The 15,159-nt window shown below is 70.5% G+C and carries 16 protein-coding genes and 1 pseudogene; 7 read left to right on the top strand and 10 right to left on the bottom strand.

Annotated features, from left to right (window positions below; genetic code table 11):
* Positions 1–95: 95 nt before the first annotated feature.
* The gene (locus E1218_RS00520; RefSeq protein ID WP_132315005.1) at positions 96–767 is read left to right on the top strand and encodes a class I SAM-dependent methyltransferase; all 672 of its coding nucleotides are present in this window, start codon (positions 96–98) and stop codon (positions 765–767) included.
* Here the strand turns inward: E1218_RS00520 and E1218_RS00515 are convergent.
* Positions 764–2,596 (bottom strand): AfsR/SARP family transcriptional regulator, encoded by a 1,833-nt coding sequence (locus E1218_RS00515; RefSeq protein ID WP_132315003.1) that lies wholly within the window; start codon positions 2,594–2,596, stop codon positions 764–766. The two genes, E1218_RS00520 and E1218_RS00515, sit on opposite strands and share 4 nt — an antisense overlap.
* A gap of 51 nt (positions 2,597–2,647) precedes the next feature.
* Here E1218_RS00515 and E1218_RS00510 point away from each other — a divergent pair, with 51 nt between their 5' ends.
* A complete protein-coding gene (locus E1218_RS00510; RefSeq protein ID WP_202865686.1) occupies positions 2,648–3,517 on the top strand; it encodes an alpha/beta fold hydrolase in 870 nt (289 codons plus the stop codon).
* 51 nt (positions 3,518–3,568) lie between these two features.
* Here the strand turns inward: E1218_RS00510 and E1218_RS00505 are convergent, their stop codons facing one another.
* On the bottom strand, positions 3,569–3,784 hold the full coding sequence (locus tag E1218_RS00505) for a helix-turn-helix domain-containing protein (protein WP_132209923.1): 216 nt from the start codon (positions 3,782–3,784) through the stop codon (positions 3,569–3,571).
* Positions 3,785–3,902: 118 nt separating this feature from the next.
* Complete coding sequence (locus tag E1218_RS00500) at positions 3,903–5,078, bottom strand: acetoin utilization protein AcuC (RefSeq protein ID WP_132315001.1); 1,176 nt, start codon at positions 5,076–5,078, stop codon at positions 3,903–3,905.
* A 557-nt stretch (positions 5,079–5,635) separates the two neighbouring features.
* On the opposite strand from E1218_RS00500, the gene trpS reads away from it, so the two are divergent.
* Together trpS and E1218_RS00490 are read left to right on the top strand one after the other, a co-directional pair.
* A complete protein-coding gene (gene trpS / locus E1218_RS00495; RefSeq protein ID WP_132314999.1) occupies positions 5,636–6,604 on the top strand; it encodes a tryptophan--tRNA ligase in 969 nt (322 codons plus the stop codon).
* Positions 6,601–7,347 carry an endonuclease/exonuclease/phosphatase family protein gene (locus E1218_RS00490; protein WP_132314997.1) on the top strand — a complete coding sequence of 249 codons (747 nt, stop codon included), beginning with the start codon at positions 6,601–6,603 and terminating at the stop codon, positions 7,345–7,347. The genes trpS and E1218_RS00490 overlap by 4 nt, the downstream gene beginning before the upstream one ends.
* Here E1218_RS00490 and E1218_RS00485 read toward each other — a convergent pair.
* The 4 genes from E1218_RS00485 to E1218_RS00470 form a co-directional block, all read right to left on the bottom strand.
* Positions 7,333–8,235 (bottom strand): TIGR03560 family F420-dependent LLM class oxidoreductase, encoded by a 903-nt coding sequence (locus E1218_RS00485; RefSeq protein ID WP_132314995.1) that lies wholly within the window; start codon positions 8,233–8,235, stop codon positions 7,333–7,335. The two genes, E1218_RS00490 and E1218_RS00485, sit on opposite strands and share 15 nt — an antisense overlap.
* A gap of 41 nt (positions 8,236–8,276) precedes the next feature.
* Entirely contained in the window at positions 8,277–8,858 is a 582-nt protein-coding gene (locus tag E1218_RS00480; protein WP_233711904.1) for a hypothetical protein, read from the bottom strand.
* Positions 8,859–8,938: 80 nt separating this feature from the next.
* Positions 8,939–9,742, bottom strand: coding sequence for a pyrroline-5-carboxylate reductase (proC, locus tag E1218_RS00475; RefSeq protein WP_132314993.1), 804 nt, complete (start codon positions 9,740–9,742; stop codon positions 8,939–8,941).
* 54 nt (positions 9,743–9,796) lie between these two features.
* Positions 9,797–10,726: a proline dehydrogenase family protein gene (locus E1218_RS00470; protein ID WP_132314991.1), complete on the bottom strand. Its 930-nt coding sequence runs from the start codon at positions 10,724–10,726 to the stop codon at positions 9,797–9,799.
* Between the two features lie 163 nt (positions 10,727–10,889).
* Here E1218_RS00470 and E1218_RS00465 point away from each other — a divergent pair, with 163 nt between their 5' ends.
* The 3 genes and pseudogenes from E1218_RS00465 (at position 10,890) to E1218_RS36900 (ending at position 12,640) form a co-directional block, all read left to right on the top strand.
* Positions 10,890–11,924: a DUF695 domain-containing protein gene (locus E1218_RS00465; RefSeq protein ID WP_132314989.1), complete on the top strand. Its 1,035-nt coding sequence runs from the start codon at positions 10,890–10,892 to the stop codon at positions 11,922–11,924.
* 54 nt (positions 11,925–11,978) lie between these two features.
* Positions 11,979–12,086, top strand: a pseudogene (locus E1218_RS38040) (hypothetical protein); the annotation flags it as partial.
* Positions 12,087–12,169: 83 nt separating this feature from the next.
* On the top strand, positions 12,170–12,640 hold the full coding sequence (locus E1218_RS36900; RefSeq protein WP_267900260.1) for a DUF3626 domain-containing protein: 471 nt from the start codon (positions 12,170–12,172) through the stop codon (positions 12,638–12,640).
* A gap of 115 nt (positions 12,641–12,755) precedes the next feature.
* Here the strand turns inward: E1218_RS36900 and E1218_RS00455 are convergent, their stop codons facing one another.
* From E1218_RS00455 to E1218_RS00445, 3 genes are all read right to left on the bottom strand, one after another.
* Positions 12,756–13,523, bottom strand: a complete 768-nt coding sequence (locus E1218_RS00455) for an aminoglycoside adenylyltransferase domain-containing protein (protein WP_165949064.1) — start codon at positions 13,521–13,523, stop codon at positions 12,756–12,758.
* Positions 13,524–13,683: 160 nt separating this feature from the next.
* Entirely contained in the window at positions 13,684–14,421 is a 738-nt protein-coding gene (locus E1218_RS00450) for an ABC transporter permease (protein WP_132314985.1), read from the bottom strand.
* Positions 14,418–15,140, bottom strand: a complete 723-nt coding sequence (locus E1218_RS00445; RefSeq protein WP_132314983.1) for an ABC transporter ATP-binding protein — start codon at positions 15,138–15,140, stop codon at positions 14,418–14,420. Before E1218_RS00445 ends, E1218_RS00450 begins: the two co-directional genes overlap by 4 nt.
* Positions 15,141–15,159 lie beyond the last annotated feature (19 nt).

Raw genomic sequence — 15,159 nt, 5'->3', positions numbered from 1 at the left:
CTAAAGAGAACGTCGGCAAAGCTTACCCGCTGGCGTCCGCGTCAACCTAAAGCGGGCGGCTGGGTAGGGTGGAAGCTCGACCTGGGGAGGCTGCGATGAGGGCTCGGTACGACGGTCTGGCCGACTGGTACGAGGCGCGGTTCGTGGCCGGCGCGGAGACTCACCAGCCAGGTCTGCTCGACCTGCTCGGCACCGGATCCGGCCCGTGCCTGGACGTCGGCTGCGGCACCGGGCGCAACTTCGAGACCATCCGCGCGAGCGGCCGCAGCGTGGTCGGAGTGGACTACTCGGCCGACCAACTCCGGGTGGCCCGTACCCGCACCGACGGTCCGCTGATGGTCGCCGATGCCGCCGTACTGCCGTTCGCGGACGCGTCGTTCGGCACCGCGACGGTGCTGTGGATCTCGACCGACGTCGACGACTTCGGCGCCGTACTGCGGGAGGCCACGCGGGTGCTGCGTCCGGGCGGTGTGCTGGTCGCGTACGGCGTGCACCCGTGTTTCAACGGCCCGCACGTCGTCTACAACTCCGACGACGGCAGCCGGCTGATCCACCCGAGCTACCGGACACCCGGCTGGCACCAGGCCTCTCCCTGGTGGGCCGAGGACGGCATCCGCCGCCGCGTCGGCATGCGTCACGTGCCTCTCGCCGAGTATCTGAACGCTTTCCTCAGCACCGGCCTCACCCTCGAACACTTCGTCGAACCAGGCGGTTTCGAAGTCCCACACGCCCTCGCGGTCCGCGCACGCCGGACTCAGACGATTTAGAGGTAGTTGCTCACCGGTCCGAGGGTCAGCATGCCGGAGCCGGCGGCCAGCTCGTCGGCGGCCGGGGCCAGCGCCCGGCGGGCTCGGGCGAGCAGCACGTCGTCGCCGAACTCGCGAGCCGCGTGCGCCGTCACGCACCACAGCGCCTCGAGCAGCAGCCCCGGCGGCGGGTCCGCGACAGGAGGTTCGGCAGGACGGCCCTGGGACAGCAGAACCAGCGGGCGCATCCAGGGCTCGTACGGGCCGTAGTCGGCGTCCGGAATCGGCTGCCCGTGCCGCAACCGGTGAGCGGCGACGGCCAGCGGAAGCAGTCCCTCCTGCAACCCAGGCATGCCGGCACCGTCGAGTAGCGCGGCGGCGTCGCGGTAGGCGTTCAAGGTGTCCGAACGCATGGCGCGGTACCAAGTGGTGAAGACCCCTACGAGTGGGAGCTCGTGTTGAGCGGCGAGAGCATCGGCGGCGCCGGCGTGCTGACCAGCAGTCGCGAACTCGCCCAACGCACTACAGGCCTGCAGACGGATCAGATGGCCGAGCACTTCATACGTGACCAGCCCATGCCGCTGCGACAGCTCGACCAGCTCGGCGCCGAGAGCATCCCGCTGTGAGGCAAACCCTGCACGCTGACAGGACTGCATGAACACCCCGTTGAGTGCGAACGCCAGCAGTCCCGGATCGTCCAGCCCGCGGGCGATCTGCTCCGCCTCCCGCCCTGCCTCCATCGCCCGAGGAGCCGTCGAGCCGCGCGACTCCAACGCGACGGTGGCGAGCAGGCGAGCCCGGTTGGCCGGGTGATGCTGCGGCCGCAGGGCTCGCTCCGCCGCCGCGACGATCGCAGCGGCCAGTGCCTCGTCGTCCGACCGGGTCCAGATCGCCGGTACGTCGTACGCGCCGATCACGCGGGCGGTCAGATCGGCGTCACCGAGCTCCTCGGCCGCGGTGACGGCCGCCAGGCGGTGTCGCCGCGCGGCCTCCAGCCCACCGCCTCCCGTCACCGCCAGACTGCGCAGCAACCCGACCGTCGACTCCAGCCGCGCCCGTGCGCCAACCCTGACAGTCCGGTCGTACTCCGCGGCCGCCTCCTCCCAGACGCGTCCCGCCGACACGGGTTCCAGGTGCTCGGCCTGGTTGAGGATGTCGGTCTCCAGCCGACTCAACGCAGTACCTGGATTCACACCGAGCTGATCGATCAGCATCGAGCGAGCACGTCGCAGCACTGCCAGGGCATCGCCCTGACGACCGGACCGGTAGAGCGCGAGCGCCAGCAGCCGCCATGCCTCTTCCCGCCACGGGTGCTCGGTCACATGAGCGTCCAACTCGGGCACCGCCTCGGCCGCAAGCCCCAGCGCGAGTTGGGCCTCTGCCTGCCGCTCCACCGCTCGTAGCCGTAACTCGGTCAGCCGGGCTCGCTCCGACTGCGCCCAGCCCTCATCGGCGAAGTCGGCGTACGCCGGACCGCGCCACAACGCCAACCCCTTCGACAGCTCCGGCAATCCGCCAGCGGCCACCGTCTTCTCGAACCGCCAGGCGTCCACCGCATCGGTCCGCAACGCGTAGCCGGGTCCCTCGGTCACCAGCAACCGGGCCGGAGTCCGCGGCGCCCGATCCGGTTCCAGCGCACGCCGCAGCGACGCCACGAACGTCCGTACGGCGCTCAGCGCACCATCAGGCGGGTCGATCCACAGATCGTCGACCAGCCGGGTCGCCGGCACGACTCGACCCCGCGCCACGATCAGCCGGGCCAGGACCGCCCGATGCCGCGGTCCCTTCAAGGCGACCGGCCGCCCGGCGTCGTCCCAGGCCACCACCGGCCCGAGCACCCCGAATTCCACCCGTCCACGGTACTCATCCAGTGCTCATCCGGACGCGCAAGGCTGATCTCCATGAGGATCAACGGATTCGACTACCGCCGCGTCCCCGGCGTGAACGGTGTCTGCCTGAACGTCGCCGTCGGCGGCTCCGGTCCGCCGATCGCGCTGCTGCACGGGTTCCCGCAGACGCACCTGATGTGGCGCCACGTGGCCACCGACCTGGCGGTCGACCACACTGTCATCTGCCCCGACCTCCGCGGGTACGGCGCCAGCGACAAGCCGGCCGACGACTACGCGAAGCGGACGATGGCCGCCGACATCGTCGCGGTCGCCCGGGAGCTGGGCCACTCGGCCTTCGCGCTCGCCGGTCACGATCGCGGCGCACTGGTCGGCTTCCGCGCCGGCCTCGACCACCCGGACGTGATCACGCACCTGATGTGCCTGGACGTCCTGCCGACACTGGACATGTGGGACGTGCTGCACGGGACCACCGCGGCCGTCGGCTTCCACCTGTACCTGATGGCGCAGCCACCCGGACTCGCCGAGACGATGATCGCCGCCAGCGCGGACACCTTCTTCGGCCACTTCCTCAGCCAATGGGCGAACGACGACCGGGCGATCCCGGCCGACGTCCGGGCGGCGTACCTGGACGCGTGCCGGGAGGCCGTGCCGTCGATCGTCGCGGACTACCGCGCCTCGGCGACGACCGACGTCGCGCACGACCGGGAGGATCTTGCCGCGGGCAACAGACTGGCGATGCCGGTGAGCGTGATCCAGCAGGACTGGGGCGCGGCCCTCGGCTTCGACGCCGCGGCACTGTGGGGTGCCTGGTCGAGGGATCTTCGTCACCGGACGACGTCCGCCGGTCACTTCATGGCCGAGGAATCCCCCGCGGAGGTCACCGCTGCGATCAGGGAGCTGCTGACCGCAGGCACGGAGTAGACGTGGCGAGGCGGCCGGTCCCGAAGGATCCGGCCGCCTCGTCTCTCGTGGTTATCCGGCTTGAAAGTAGGCGCCTTTGAGGTAGTCGTGCACGGCGTCCTCGGAGACCCGGAACGACCGACCCACCCGCACCGCGGGCAGCTCTCCGGAGTGCACCAACCGGTACACGGTCATCTTGGACACGCGCATGGCCGTGGCGACCTCCGCCACGGTCAGGAACTTCACCTCGGCGAGCGGCTGCTCACCACCGGACTTCTTTGATGCCATTGCGCACCGCACTTCCAGCACGGATCGTGCGCCGGCTTCCCCTCCGGCACCTCCGTCCGCGCATGCGACGAGCCTAGTGGCTGTTGGTACGAATGGGAAAGAGGGTGTCTCGTGTGACTCAATACGACGGGTCGAGACCCAGCAGCGGGAAGCTGATGTCGCGGGTGGCCTTGATCGAGCGGTCCAGCCAGGTGTCCGGGTTGTAGCCGGTGGACCAGGCGGCGTACGACGCGTCCACGCCGTCCGTCATCCGCAGCGGCGCGGTCCGTGCGTACCGGATCCGGACGTCCTCGCGCCACGACGCGGGCACCGGCGTCTGCGGGTCGATCGGGTTGCCCGCGACGATCGCCAGCAGATGGCTCCAGGCGCGCGGGACGACGTCGATGATCGCGTACCCGCCGCCGCCGGTGGCGACCCACCTGCCGCCCGCGACCTCGTGCGCGAGATCGTGCAGCGCGAGGTACGCCGCCCGCTGCCCGTCGACCGTCTTCGTCAGGTGCGCCAGCGGGTCCTCGACGTGCGAGTCGCACCCGTGCTGGGTGACCAGGACCGATGGCCGAAACGCCCGCACCACGTCCGGCACGATCGCGTGGAACGCCCGCAGCCAGCCGGCGTCACCCGTCCCCGGCGGGAGCGGGATGTTGACCGCCGTACCCTCCGCGCCCGGACCACCGGTCTCCCCCGCGCTGCCCGTGCCCGGGAACAGCGTCGTGGGCGACTCGTGCAGGCTCACGGTCAGCACCCGCGGGTCGTCGTAGAACACCGCCTGGACGCCGTCTCCGTGGTGGACGTCGACGTCGACGTACGCGACCCGCTCGGCGCCGTGGTCGAGCAGCCACCGGATCGCGATCGCGGGGTCGTTGTAGACGCAGAACCCGCTGGCCGCGGACGGCATCGCGTGGTGCAGGCCGCCGGTGATGTTGGCCGCGTGCAGTGCGTCGCCCTCCCAGACCGCGCGGGCCGCCTCGACCGAGGCGCCGACCACGTGAGCGGACGCTTCGTGCATGTTCTGGAAGCAGTAGGTGTCCTCGGTGCCGAGCCCGTGCTCCGGGTCCGGCCGGTCGGGGTCGTCACCCGCCCGTTTGACCGCCGCGATGTACTCGGGCGTGTGCACGGTCCCGAGCAGCGCATCGTCGGCGACCGGGGCCGGGACGACCTTCAGGTGATCGAGTACGCCGAGCGCCCGGGCGAGCCGTACGGTCAGATCCACCCGGATCGGACTCATCGGGTGCCCATGCCCGAAGTCGTACGCCGTCAGCCCCTCGTCGAAGACCAGCATCGCCTCACCACTCATGCCCCGACCCTAGCCCCCTCGCCCGCCGGGCACCGTTCGGCACGTTCGCCGGGTGGGCTCCCGGGCCGCGTCGTACGCCCGAGCGACAGGAGTGGAGGCGGGCGGCGCGGCACCCCTCCTGGGCCGCGCCGGCCGCTTCCGCAGGGATCGGATCCAGCCGACAGCTGTCCTGGCCGCGCACAGTTCCCCCTGCCGGGGTCGACCAGGTCGATCGAATGGCTACTGGGAGTCACAAGTGGCCCTGCAGACGGTCTATCGCGGGAAGACTGCAGGGCGTTACAGGAATCGTGAAACCGCCCCATCAACACCCCGCTTCGACTGCGGAGGGTTACGGATCGTGGTCTAGTCCTGTAGCCTGCGCGCGGTCACGTCCGGGCGAGGCCAGGGTGGCGCCGGCTCCCGCGCTCCGGATACCCTGGTCGGGTGAACACGAACTCGCAGCTGTGGTGGGCCGCCTAGGGCGGTCCCCCGCGTGTTCGCACGCATCCACGAGGCCGCCTCGCCGAGGCGGCCTTCTTCATGTCCTCGGTGGGGCTTACACACCGAAGGACACTGTCATGACCTCGCTTTCCGGCATCACCCCGTCCGGCCGGCTGACGCTCGGCAACCACCTCGGCGCACTCCGCCGGTTCACCGACCCCGACGGGTTCTACTTCGTCGCGAACCTGCACGCGATGACGACGAAACACGATCCCCGAAGACTCTCCGCGCTGACCCGGGAGTTCGCGACCCTGATGCTCGCCGCCGGGGTGCCCGAGGGGACCGTCTTCGTCCAGTCCGACGTCCCCGCGCACGCCCAGCTCGCCTACCTGCTGGAGTGCACGTCCTACGTCGGCGAGCTGTCCCGGATGATCCAGTACAAGGAGAAGGGCAAGGGCCGGCCGATGACCCGGGCCTCGCTGTTCACCTATCCGTGCCTGATGGCCGCCGACATCCTGCTGTACGGCGCGGAGCAGGTCCCGGTCGGCGGTGACCAGGACCAGCACGTCGAACTCGCCCGGGACGTCGCGATCCGGTTCAACCGCGAGTACGGCGAGACGTTCGTCGTACCGCGGCTGGCGAAGGCGGCCCTGGCGACGCGGATCAAGGACCTGGCCAACCCGGCCACGAAGATGAGCAAGTCCGACTCCGACGACGCGATCGGGACGATCCGGCTGCTCGACCCGCCGGACGTGATCCGCCGGCAGGTCATGCGCGCGGTCACCGACTCCGGGAACGAGGTCCGGCACGACGAGGAGAACAAGCCGGGCGTGACCAACCTGCTGGAGATCCTGGCCGCCTGCACCGACGGCGACCCGGTCCGGCTGGCGGAGTCCTACTCGTCGTACGGCGCCCTCAAGCAGGACGTCGCGGACGCCGTGCTGGCCGTCATCGAGCCGCTGCAGAAGGAGTACGCGCGGCTGGCGACGGACCCGGGGACGATCGACGACCTGCTCGCCCAGGGCCGGGACCGGGCCATCGAGGCGAGCACACCCCGGCTCCGAGCGGCGGTCCGGGCGATGGGTTTGGCAGGATCGGCGCCATGAGGATCCGCGCCGCCACGTTCAACATCCGCAACTCGTCCGCGCCGGACGGCGACAACGCCTGGCCGGTCCGACGGGACGCGGCGGTGGCGGCGATCGAACATCTCGACGCGGACGTGGTCGGGCTGCAGGAAGTGCTGCCCGACCAGCTCGAGTACCTGCGCTGGCGGTTCCCGCGGTACGAAATCGTCGGCGTGGGCCGGGACGACGGGATGAGCGCCGGTGAGCACTCCGTCGTCCTGGTCCGGCCGGGCGACTGGAAGGTCGAGAAGCACGAGACCCGCTGGCTGTCCGACGATCCGGGGACCCCGGGCTCGGTCGGCTGGGACGCGGACCTGCCCCGGATCGCCACCCTGGTCTGGTTGCGGCACCGCAACGGCACGACGGTCGGCGTCGCGAACACCCACTACGACCACGCCGGCGAGGTCGCACAGTTGCAGTCGTCGCGGCTGATCGCCCGCTGGATCGCCGGCGCACTGCCCTGGATCGTGCTGGGCGACCTGAACGCGACCCCGGACTCGGCGCCGTTGAAGGCGCTGACGGCCGCCGGCCTGCGCAACGTCGTACCGGTCGAGGCCGGCGGCAGCTGGCACGACTTCACCGGCGCCGAGGACGACGACCGCATCGACCACATCCTGGTGACCGGAGGATGGCGGGTGGCCGACGCGGCCGTGTCGCACCTCCGCCCGGGAGGCCGGCTGCCGAGCGACCACTGGCCGGTGGTCGCGACCCTAGAGCTTGACTAGGACTTCTTCCCGGAGCCGCTCGAGAGCGTCGAGGCGGCGGTTGCCGGTGCCGAGCGAGGCGTCCGGCACGAGCACCTCGTCGATCCCGGCCGCCGGGTACTGCGCGACCTTGTCGAGCACCTCCTGCGCCGACCCCATGATCACGTGCCGGCCACGGCTCTCGAGTCGCTCCTTGCGCTCGATCGCCTCGGTGTCACCCGGGACGACGACCTCCAGCATCGTCTGCGCGGACCGCCGGACCGTCCTCGGGTCCCGGCCGATCGTCTCGCAGTGCCGGGCGAACACCTCACCCTTGTGCGCGGCCAGCTCGGGGGTACCCCAGTGGTTCCACTCGTCGGCGTACCTCGCAACGATGCCCAGGGCAACCTTTTCGCCGGCGGCGCCGATCATGACCGGGAGGTTGGCCGGCTTCGGCTCCAGCGGCGCGTTCGCGAGCCGGTAGTAGGTGCCGTCGAAGGTCGTCCGCTCCTCGGTGAGCAGGCCCTTGATCACCTGGCAGGCCTCCTCGAACCGGGCCAGCCGCTCCCGCACCGGCGGCAGCTCGATCCCGTACGCCTCGTGCTCGTTGACCTGCCAGCCGGCCCCGATGCCGAGGACGAACCGGCCGTTGCTCATCTGGTCGAGGGTCGCCGCCTGGTTGGCGACCACGGCGGGATGGCGGTAGGTGTTCCCGAGCACCATCGAGCCGAGCCGCACGCGTTCGGTCCGGGCCGCGATGCCGGCGAGCAGGGCCATGCACTCGTTGACCGGGACCGACAGGTCGTCGCCGTTCTGCAGGAAGTGGTCGGCGATCCAGACGCCGTGCCATCCGGTGCGTTCGGCGTACTCGGCACCCTCGAGCACTTCGGGCCAGGGCCGGGAGGCGGCGGGCCACAAGGAAAAGTCCATGGCCCGACCCTACGTTCTCCCGGCCAACGCTTTCCCGCGGCTCAGACGATGTGCCAGCGCATCAGGAACGCGCCGACCGAGAGGACCAGGTAGGCGAGCACGAAGAGGGTGCCGAACCCCGGCCGGTGCCGGTGCCGGCGAACCGGCCGGTCCGCGGCCTGCTGCCGGAGGGCCTCCATCACGGCCGCCACCTCGGCGACGCGGTCCCTGGGGATGCCGTTGATCTCGTTCTCGTCCTGGCCGCGGGTCAGCACGACGTTGTCGTCGCCGGCCTCGATCCGGTCGACGTCCTGCCAGGCGAGGCTGCGGATCAGCATGCTGGTCCGCGCCCTCAGCGCCGTCGGCGTCAGCACGACCCGATAGAGCACGACACCGCCGGCCACCCGGACGACCGAGGCGCCGATGATGATCAGCAGGCCGACGGCGAGCATGTCCCGGGCGCCCATCCAGAGCCACGAGTTCAGCGCCGGTACGGCGATGAACGGGGTGACGAACAGGGCCCACGCCCACCACGGCGCCGGGTCCAGCGGGACCCGCCACGGCAGCTCGGGCACCTGCGCGGCGGCGGGCACCGGGGCAGGGCGGACTTGCTCGGGGCTCTCCTGCTCCGAACGATTACGCATGGGCGGGACCATAGTCGACTCATCCCTTGAACACGGCAGGAACCTGCGGCGCAAGGATAACGACGACCGCGGCCAAGGTGTTACTCGGCCGCGAGCGCGCGCGACCGGTTCCGGGCCGCCTCGATCGCGGACAGGAACGCGGCCCGGACCTTGTGGTCCTCGAGCTCCCGGACGGCGGCCGCCGTCGTACCGCCCGGGGACGTCACGCGCTCCCGCAGTACGGTCGGGTGCTCACCGGTCTCCCGCAGCAGCTTCGCGGAGCCGACGACGGTCTGGACGACGAGCTCGGTCGCGGTGCCGCGCGGCAGGCCCATGTGCACGCCGGCCTCGATCATCGCCTCGACCACGAAGAACAGGTACGCCGGACCGGACCCGGAGATCGCGGTCACCGCGTCCTGCTGCTTCTCCGGCACCCGGATGACCCGGCCGGTCGCCGCGAGCAGGCTCTCGGCGAGTTCGAGGTGGCTCTCGTCGCAGTGTGCGCCGCGGGAGATCGCCGCCATCCCCTCGTCCACCAGGGCAGGGGTGTTCGGCATCACCCGGACCACCGCGACACCCTCCGGCAGCCTGGACTCGATGAAGCCGGTGGTCACGCCGGCCGCCATCGACACCACCGTCTGGGACGCCCTGACCGCCGGGGCGATCTCGCTGAGCAAATCCGGCATGTCCTGCGGCTTCACCACCAGGACCAGGGTCTCCGCCTTCGCGGCCGCGTCCACGTTGGACACGACGTCGACGCCGTACCGCTCACGCAGCTCGGCGGCACGCTCCTCCCGGCGCTCGGTGATCAGGAGCTCCTCCGGTCGCCGTCCGGCCCGAATCAGCCCGGACAGCAACGTCTCCCCCATCACACCGGCCCCGAGAATGGCCACCTGACTAGTCATGCCCTCAGGTTACTGATGGCGGTCGCCCGGACGCCGGGGCGCCCACCAGGCGGTCTACTTCTTGCTGATCAGGGAGCGGGCGAAGAACTGCAGGTTGGCGGGACGCTCGGCGAGGCGGCGGACCAGGTAGCCGTACCAGTCCTCGCCGTACGGGATGTAGACCCGCACGGTGTGGCCCTGCGCGGCCAGCCGGAGCTGCTCCTCCGGGCGGATGCCGAAGAGCATCTGGTACTCGTAGCTGCCCGGGCGGCGGCTGGCGCGGTCGGCGAGCGAGCCGGCGATCGCGATCAGCCGGGGGTCGTGCGAGGCGATCATCGGGTAGCCGGCGCCGTTCATCAGGATCTTCATCGCCCGGACGTACGCCTTGTCGACGGCCCGCTTCTCCTGGAACGCGACCGACTCCGGCTCCTTGTACGCGCCCTTGCACAGCCGGACCCGGGAGCCCGCGTACGCAAGCTCGCGGCAGTCCGCCTCGGTCCGGCGCAGGTACGCCTGCAGGACCGCGCCGGTCTCCGGGAAGTCTTGGCGCAGCTCGCGCAGGATGCCCAGCGTGGAGTCCGTGGTGGTGTGGTCCTCCATGTCGAGGGTGACCGTCGTCCCGGCGTTGCGGGCCGCGTGGCAGATGGTCCGCGCGTGCTCCAGCGCGATCTTCTCGCCGTCGCCCGGCAGCGCCTGGCCGACCGCGGACAGCTTCACCGAGACCTCGGCGTTCTTGGTCAGGCCCGCCTCGGACAGCTGCCGGAGCAGCTCGAGGTACGCGTCCGCGGTGGCGGTCGCGGCGGCCAGGTCGGTGACGTCCTCACCGAGGTGGTCGAGGGTGACGTGCAGGCCGTTGCTGACCAGCTTCTCGGTGGCCAGCACGGCCTCCGGAGCGGTCTCGCCGGCCACGAACCGCGCGACGATGCCACTGGACACCGGGAGCGACGAAACAGCCTTCTTGATCTGGGGGCTGCGGGACATGCCCAGCAGGACTCGCCGAAGCACTCTGTGTTCCTCCTCATCACCCACCAGGCCCCGATTGCCAGTGGTGTCAGCAGGTTACGCGCGTGAACCGAGCGCTCGCCAATCGTGTGTCCCGGACCACACCACCAGGTCCACTGGTTCGGTCACAGCGCGTGCCCGCACCCCGGTCGGGGGAGGATGTGGTATGCCCATCTTCAAGCGTCGCAAGCGCGGTACCGGGGAGGCCGACCCGATCGGCGCGTTCTGGTCCTGGTGGACCGGATCCGGAGCCGCGCTGGTCGCCGGCGCCACCGCCCGACAGCAGGCGGCCGGGACGAGCGCCGTACTGGCCGAGCACCTCGGCCGGATCCACCCCGACCTGGAGTGGGAGCTCGGACCCGGCCTGCACGCCGAGAACGTGCTGATCGTCACCGCCGCCGGCGACCCCGGCCTCCGGGCCACCGCCCGCCGCTGGTTGCGGGCCGCACCGCCGGCCGACCAGACCTGGGAGTACGCCGACCTGCGCCGGCCCGGGCCCGCGTTCGCCATCCGGTTCGACGGACTGCCGCCGATCGCGATCGACGAGGCCGTGGTGACGACGGACCCGGACGCGGGCGCGATCCATGTCGGCGTCCACCATCCCGCCTTCGCGTCGTTGCCGGTCGACACGCAGCGGCGGGTGACGTTCCTGATGCTCGACCTCGTCCTCGGCGAGGAACTGGTCGAGACCTGGGTCGGCGCCATCGACACCCTCACCGACGCACCCCTGGACGGGACGCCGATCTCGTCGCTGCTGCCGTCGGTCGCGGCGTTCGCGGGCGAGCACACGCTGGCGGACGGCAGTCCCGCCTGGAAGATGCTCGAGGGCACGCGCGACGGCCGGCGCGTCATCGCCACCGCCGAGTACCCGCTCCGCTCGATCCGCCGGCCGCAGTTGGACACCCACGCGGCCGTCTCCATCGTCTACCCGGTCCAGCGCGAGGACGGCCTGCCCGAGGCGGAGATGCTGGACGAGCTCCGTCAGTTCGAAGACCACCTCACCGACCGCCTCGGCGGCTCCGGCAGCCTGCTCGCCCACGAGACCTCGAGCGGCATCCGCACGCTCCACTACTACGTCGACGGCACAACTCCCGCCGGCGGACAACTCCGAGCCGCCACCACCGGCTGGCCCCATGGCAAGGTCACCGTCGCCGTCACCCCAGACCCAGCCTGGACCAACGTCTCGCACCTCTCGGGATGATCCCCACCCCCGCCACCGCTCATTTGCCACCGCGGTGATTCGTAGGATCGCTGCATGGAGGAGCTGTCGGCGGTCGACCGGGTGGCTGTCACGCTGCAGTTTCATCCTGATTGGCCGTGCCGGGGTGGCATGGTCATCGAGTCGATGGCTGGTGACGGTTTCTACCGGTCCCAGTTCGCCACCGGAATCTCCAACGGGGGCTTGACCGCGTTTCCCGGTGGGGTCGGTGGCGGTGGGAGAGTCGGCTGTTCGCCGGGCGGTACGACGATCGCCCGGCCGCGGATCGTCCGGTGTACGGGGCGTGGAAACGGCGCGCCGATCCGTACGGCGGGGCGATCCGGTTCGGGTCGTCGTACGTTCGGCTGCGTCCAAAAGTGGTCGAGCGGACGACGTTCTGCTTCCCGGACTCGTACCGGGAGCCGGTAGATCTGGGCGACGCGGCGCTGCTGCCGCACCTGTGCCGGATGGCCGACGAGTCGGGGTACGACGATCTGGACGAGTGTGTCGAAGCGCAGGTGCACGGCCCGGTGCGGTTCGACACCGACGTGGAAGCGCTCGTACTCGATCCCTGTTTCGCCGGCACCGAGGTCGAGGCGACGGCTCGGCGGCTTGGATGCGCGATCGAGTTCCACCCGGGATTTCGCGCGTCGCCGGACGTGTTCGATGATGGCTACCGCGGGCCCGACATCGTGGAGCTGGCCCGGTCACTGAGCTGACCCCGGCTGTCATCGGCGCCGCCGCCCGTGCGGGCGTGCACCCGGCGCAGGCGATCAAGCAGGTCTGGCATTGTCTTGCTCGGTACGGGCGGATCCCGCACTAGGCGGTGCGGTGTCAGATCCGCGCGCGGATCGCGTCCCGGAACGCCAGCAAAGCGGCGCGATCCCAGTCGTGGCCGTCGGTGGCTCGTTGCTCGGGTGCCACGGGTTCGGAGCTGCGGTAGCAGGTGAGGGCCTGCTCGATGAGTGCGTGGTGCTGCGACGGGAGGTTGTCGCGGGCGCAGGGGACGCCTTCTTCCTTGCTGAGCACGGTTCCTGGGCCGAGCTTGATGGTTGCCAGGACCCGGCAGGCGTTGAGTACGCCGTAGTACGGCGCTGAGAGGAGTTCTTCGCCGGAGAGGATGTCGTGGAGGTCGGCGGTGATCGCCACGAGGTAGTCGTCGTGTGGGACCGGGGCGAAGAGGTCACGCGGGGATGGTCCGCTGACGGTCGCGCCTCGCTCGCGGGTGACGGTGATGTGTGCGGCGAGGTCCGGGTCGCGGTGGGTGCCCGCGTAGTCCACGCGGCCGTCGAGAATGCTGCCGGTCCAGGCGGCTGAGTAGTGCACCTCGAAGGGGCGCGGGTGCTGGTGATTCGCGGCCTGCTCGACGGTGAGGACCGACAACTCGAGATCCCCCGGCATCGGGCGATGTTCCGACCGTTCGGCGAGCGTTCGGGCGACGTGCTCGCGCTCGGCGCCGGTGAGGGTTTCCGGCACGACCACCAGGACATCCACGTCGCTCTTCGCCCGGTAGAAACAGTCCATCGCGAGGGACCCGTGCACGTACACCCCGACGGTCCGAAGCCCGATCGCGTCCAAGGCGTCCCGGACGTAGGCCTCCACGTCCGGATCGCAATCCCCCCACGACTGCGCCCGACCAGGCGAATGCACCTCCATGCCGAGCCACGATAGGTGGGACAGTTCCCTCAACGCACGCGGGTTTGGGGCGATGCGGCCTCAATTGCAGCAAGCCGCGTGCGGGGTAGGTGGGAGCATGGGGAAATCAAGCGGTGCGTCGGCGGAGGGTGGCGGCGCCTAGGCCCAGGGCGGCGAGGATGAACGCGATCACCACCAGCGCATCGACCCCGGCACCGGAGGTGAACCCGTTGCCTTGGGCAACGCTTGAGACCGCGTCGACGGCGTACGACAGCGGCAGGACGTCGCTGACCGCGTGCAGGACACCCGGCAGCTGGTCCCGGGGAACGAGGAGTCCGCACAGCAGGATCTGCGGGATCATCACCGCCGGCATCATCTGCACCGCCTGGAACTCGGTCGCGGCGAAGGCGCTGGCGAACAGCCCGAGCGCCGTCCCGAGGACACCGTCGAGTACGGCGACCACCCCCAGCTGCCACGCGGCACCCCGGATGTCCAGATCCAAGGCGTACAGAGCGATCGACACCACGACCAACGCCTGCACCACGGCGATCAACGCGAACGCCAGTGCGTATCCCAACAGGAAGTCCAGCTTCCCCATCGGCATCGTGAAGAGCCGCGACAGCGTCCCGGTGGACCGCTCGCGCAGGGTCGCGACCGACGTGACGACGAACATGATGATCGACGGGAAGACCGCCAGCAGCGGCCCGCCGACGCGGTCGAAGGTGGCTGGATTGCCGGTGAACATCCACCACATCAGGCTGACCAGCAACGCCGGCAGCACAATCAGCATGGCGACGGTGCGGTGGTCGCGGCGCAGCTGGGCGAGGACGCGCGCAGCGACGGCGAAGGTGACCCGGGGTGTCATCGCGCACCTGCCTTCCGGTCGATGAGGGTGAGGAAGACTTGCTCGATGTCGTCGGTTCCGACCGAGTCGAGCAGGGCTTGCGGGGTGTCGTCGGCGAGCAGGTCACCGTCGCGCATGAGCAGAAGCCGGTCGCAGCGGGACGCCTCGTCCATGACGTGACTGGAGACGAGCAAGGTCGCGCCGGCGTCGGCCAGCGAGTGGAAGAGGTTCCACAGGTCGCGCCGCAGTACCGGGTCGAGGCCGACGGTCGGCTCGTCGAGAACAAGCAGCTCCGGGTCGCCGAGCAGCGCAGCGGCGAGCGAGGCCCGGGACCGCTGGCCGCCGGAGAGACGATCGACGCGTACGTCGGCATGCGAGCGCAGCTCGACCGCGTCAATGACCCGATCGACGTCGTCGGCCGGCACACCGAGGACGGCGGCGAAGAAGCGCAGATTCTCGGACACACTCAGATCGCCGTACACGCTCGGCTCCTGGGTGACGTACCCGATCCGGCCGCGCAGCTTGGGTGCGCCCGCGGGCAGCCCGAGGACGGCGACGTCGCCGGTCACCTTGGCCTGGAGGCCGACGATCGCCCGGATCAGCGTCGTCTTGCCGCAACCGGACGGACCGAGCAGCCCGGTCACGGTCCCGGCCCGGAGGTCGAACCCGACCCCGTGCAGGACTTCCCGGTCGCCGCGGACCACCACGACCTCCCGGCAGCTCACCGCATTTTTCATCATGTGATGAATTTAGAGCGGG

The organism is Kribbella turkmenica, from assembly GCF_004348725.1.
GTDB classification, from domain to species: domain Bacteria; phylum Actinomycetota; class Actinomycetes; order Propionibacteriales; family Kribbellaceae; genus Kribbella; species Kribbella turkmenica.
Note: the sequence above shows the minus strand (reverse complement) of the source record. Positions and strands in the feature narration are given on the sequence as shown.

Coding starts and splice junctions, on each gene's coding strand:
- E1218_RS00510 (WP_202865686.1), top strand. CDS start 2,648: ATGAGGATCAACGGATTCGACTACCGCCGCGTCCCCGGCGTGAACGGT.
- E1218_RS00465 (WP_132314989.1), top strand. CDS start 10,890: ATGCCCATCTTCAAGCGTCGCAAGCGCGGTACCGGGGAGGCCGACCCG.
- E1218_RS00490 (WP_132314997.1), top strand. CDS start 6,601: ATGAGGATCCGCGCCGCCACGTTCAACATCCGCAACTCGTCCGCGCCG.
- E1218_RS00505 (WP_132209923.1), bottom strand. CDS start 3,784: ATGGCATCAAAGAAGTCCGGTGGTGAGCAGCCGCTCGCCGAGGTGAAG.
- E1218_RS00445 (WP_132314983.1), bottom strand. CDS start 15,140: ATGATGAAAAATGCGGTGAGCTGCCGGGAGGTCGTGGTGGTCCGCGGC.
- E1218_RS00485 (WP_132314995.1), bottom strand. CDS start 8,235: ATGGACTTTTCCTTGTGGCCCGCCGCCTCCCGGCCCTGGCCCGAAGTG.
- trpS (WP_132314999.1), top strand. CDS start 5,636: ATGACCTCGCTTTCCGGCATCACCCCGTCCGGCCGGCTGACGCTCGGC.
- proC (WP_132314993.1), bottom strand. CDS start 9,742: ATGACTAGTCAGGTGGCCATTCTCGGGGCCGGTGTGATGGGGGAGACG.
- E1218_RS00480 (WP_233711904.1), bottom strand. CDS start 8,858: ATGCGTAATCGTTCGGAGCAGGAGAGCCCCGAGCAAGTCCGCCCTGCC.
- E1218_RS00450 (WP_132314985.1), bottom strand. CDS start 14,421: ATGACACCCCGGGTCACCTTCGCCGTCGCTGCGCGCGTCCTCGCCCAG.
- E1218_RS00500 (WP_132315001.1), bottom strand. CDS start 5,078: ATGAGTGGTGAGGCGATGCTGGTCTTCGACGAGGGGCTGACGGCGTAC.
- E1218_RS00520 (WP_132315005.1), top strand. CDS start 96: ATGAGGGCTCGGTACGACGGTCTGGCCGACTGGTACGAGGCGCGGTTC.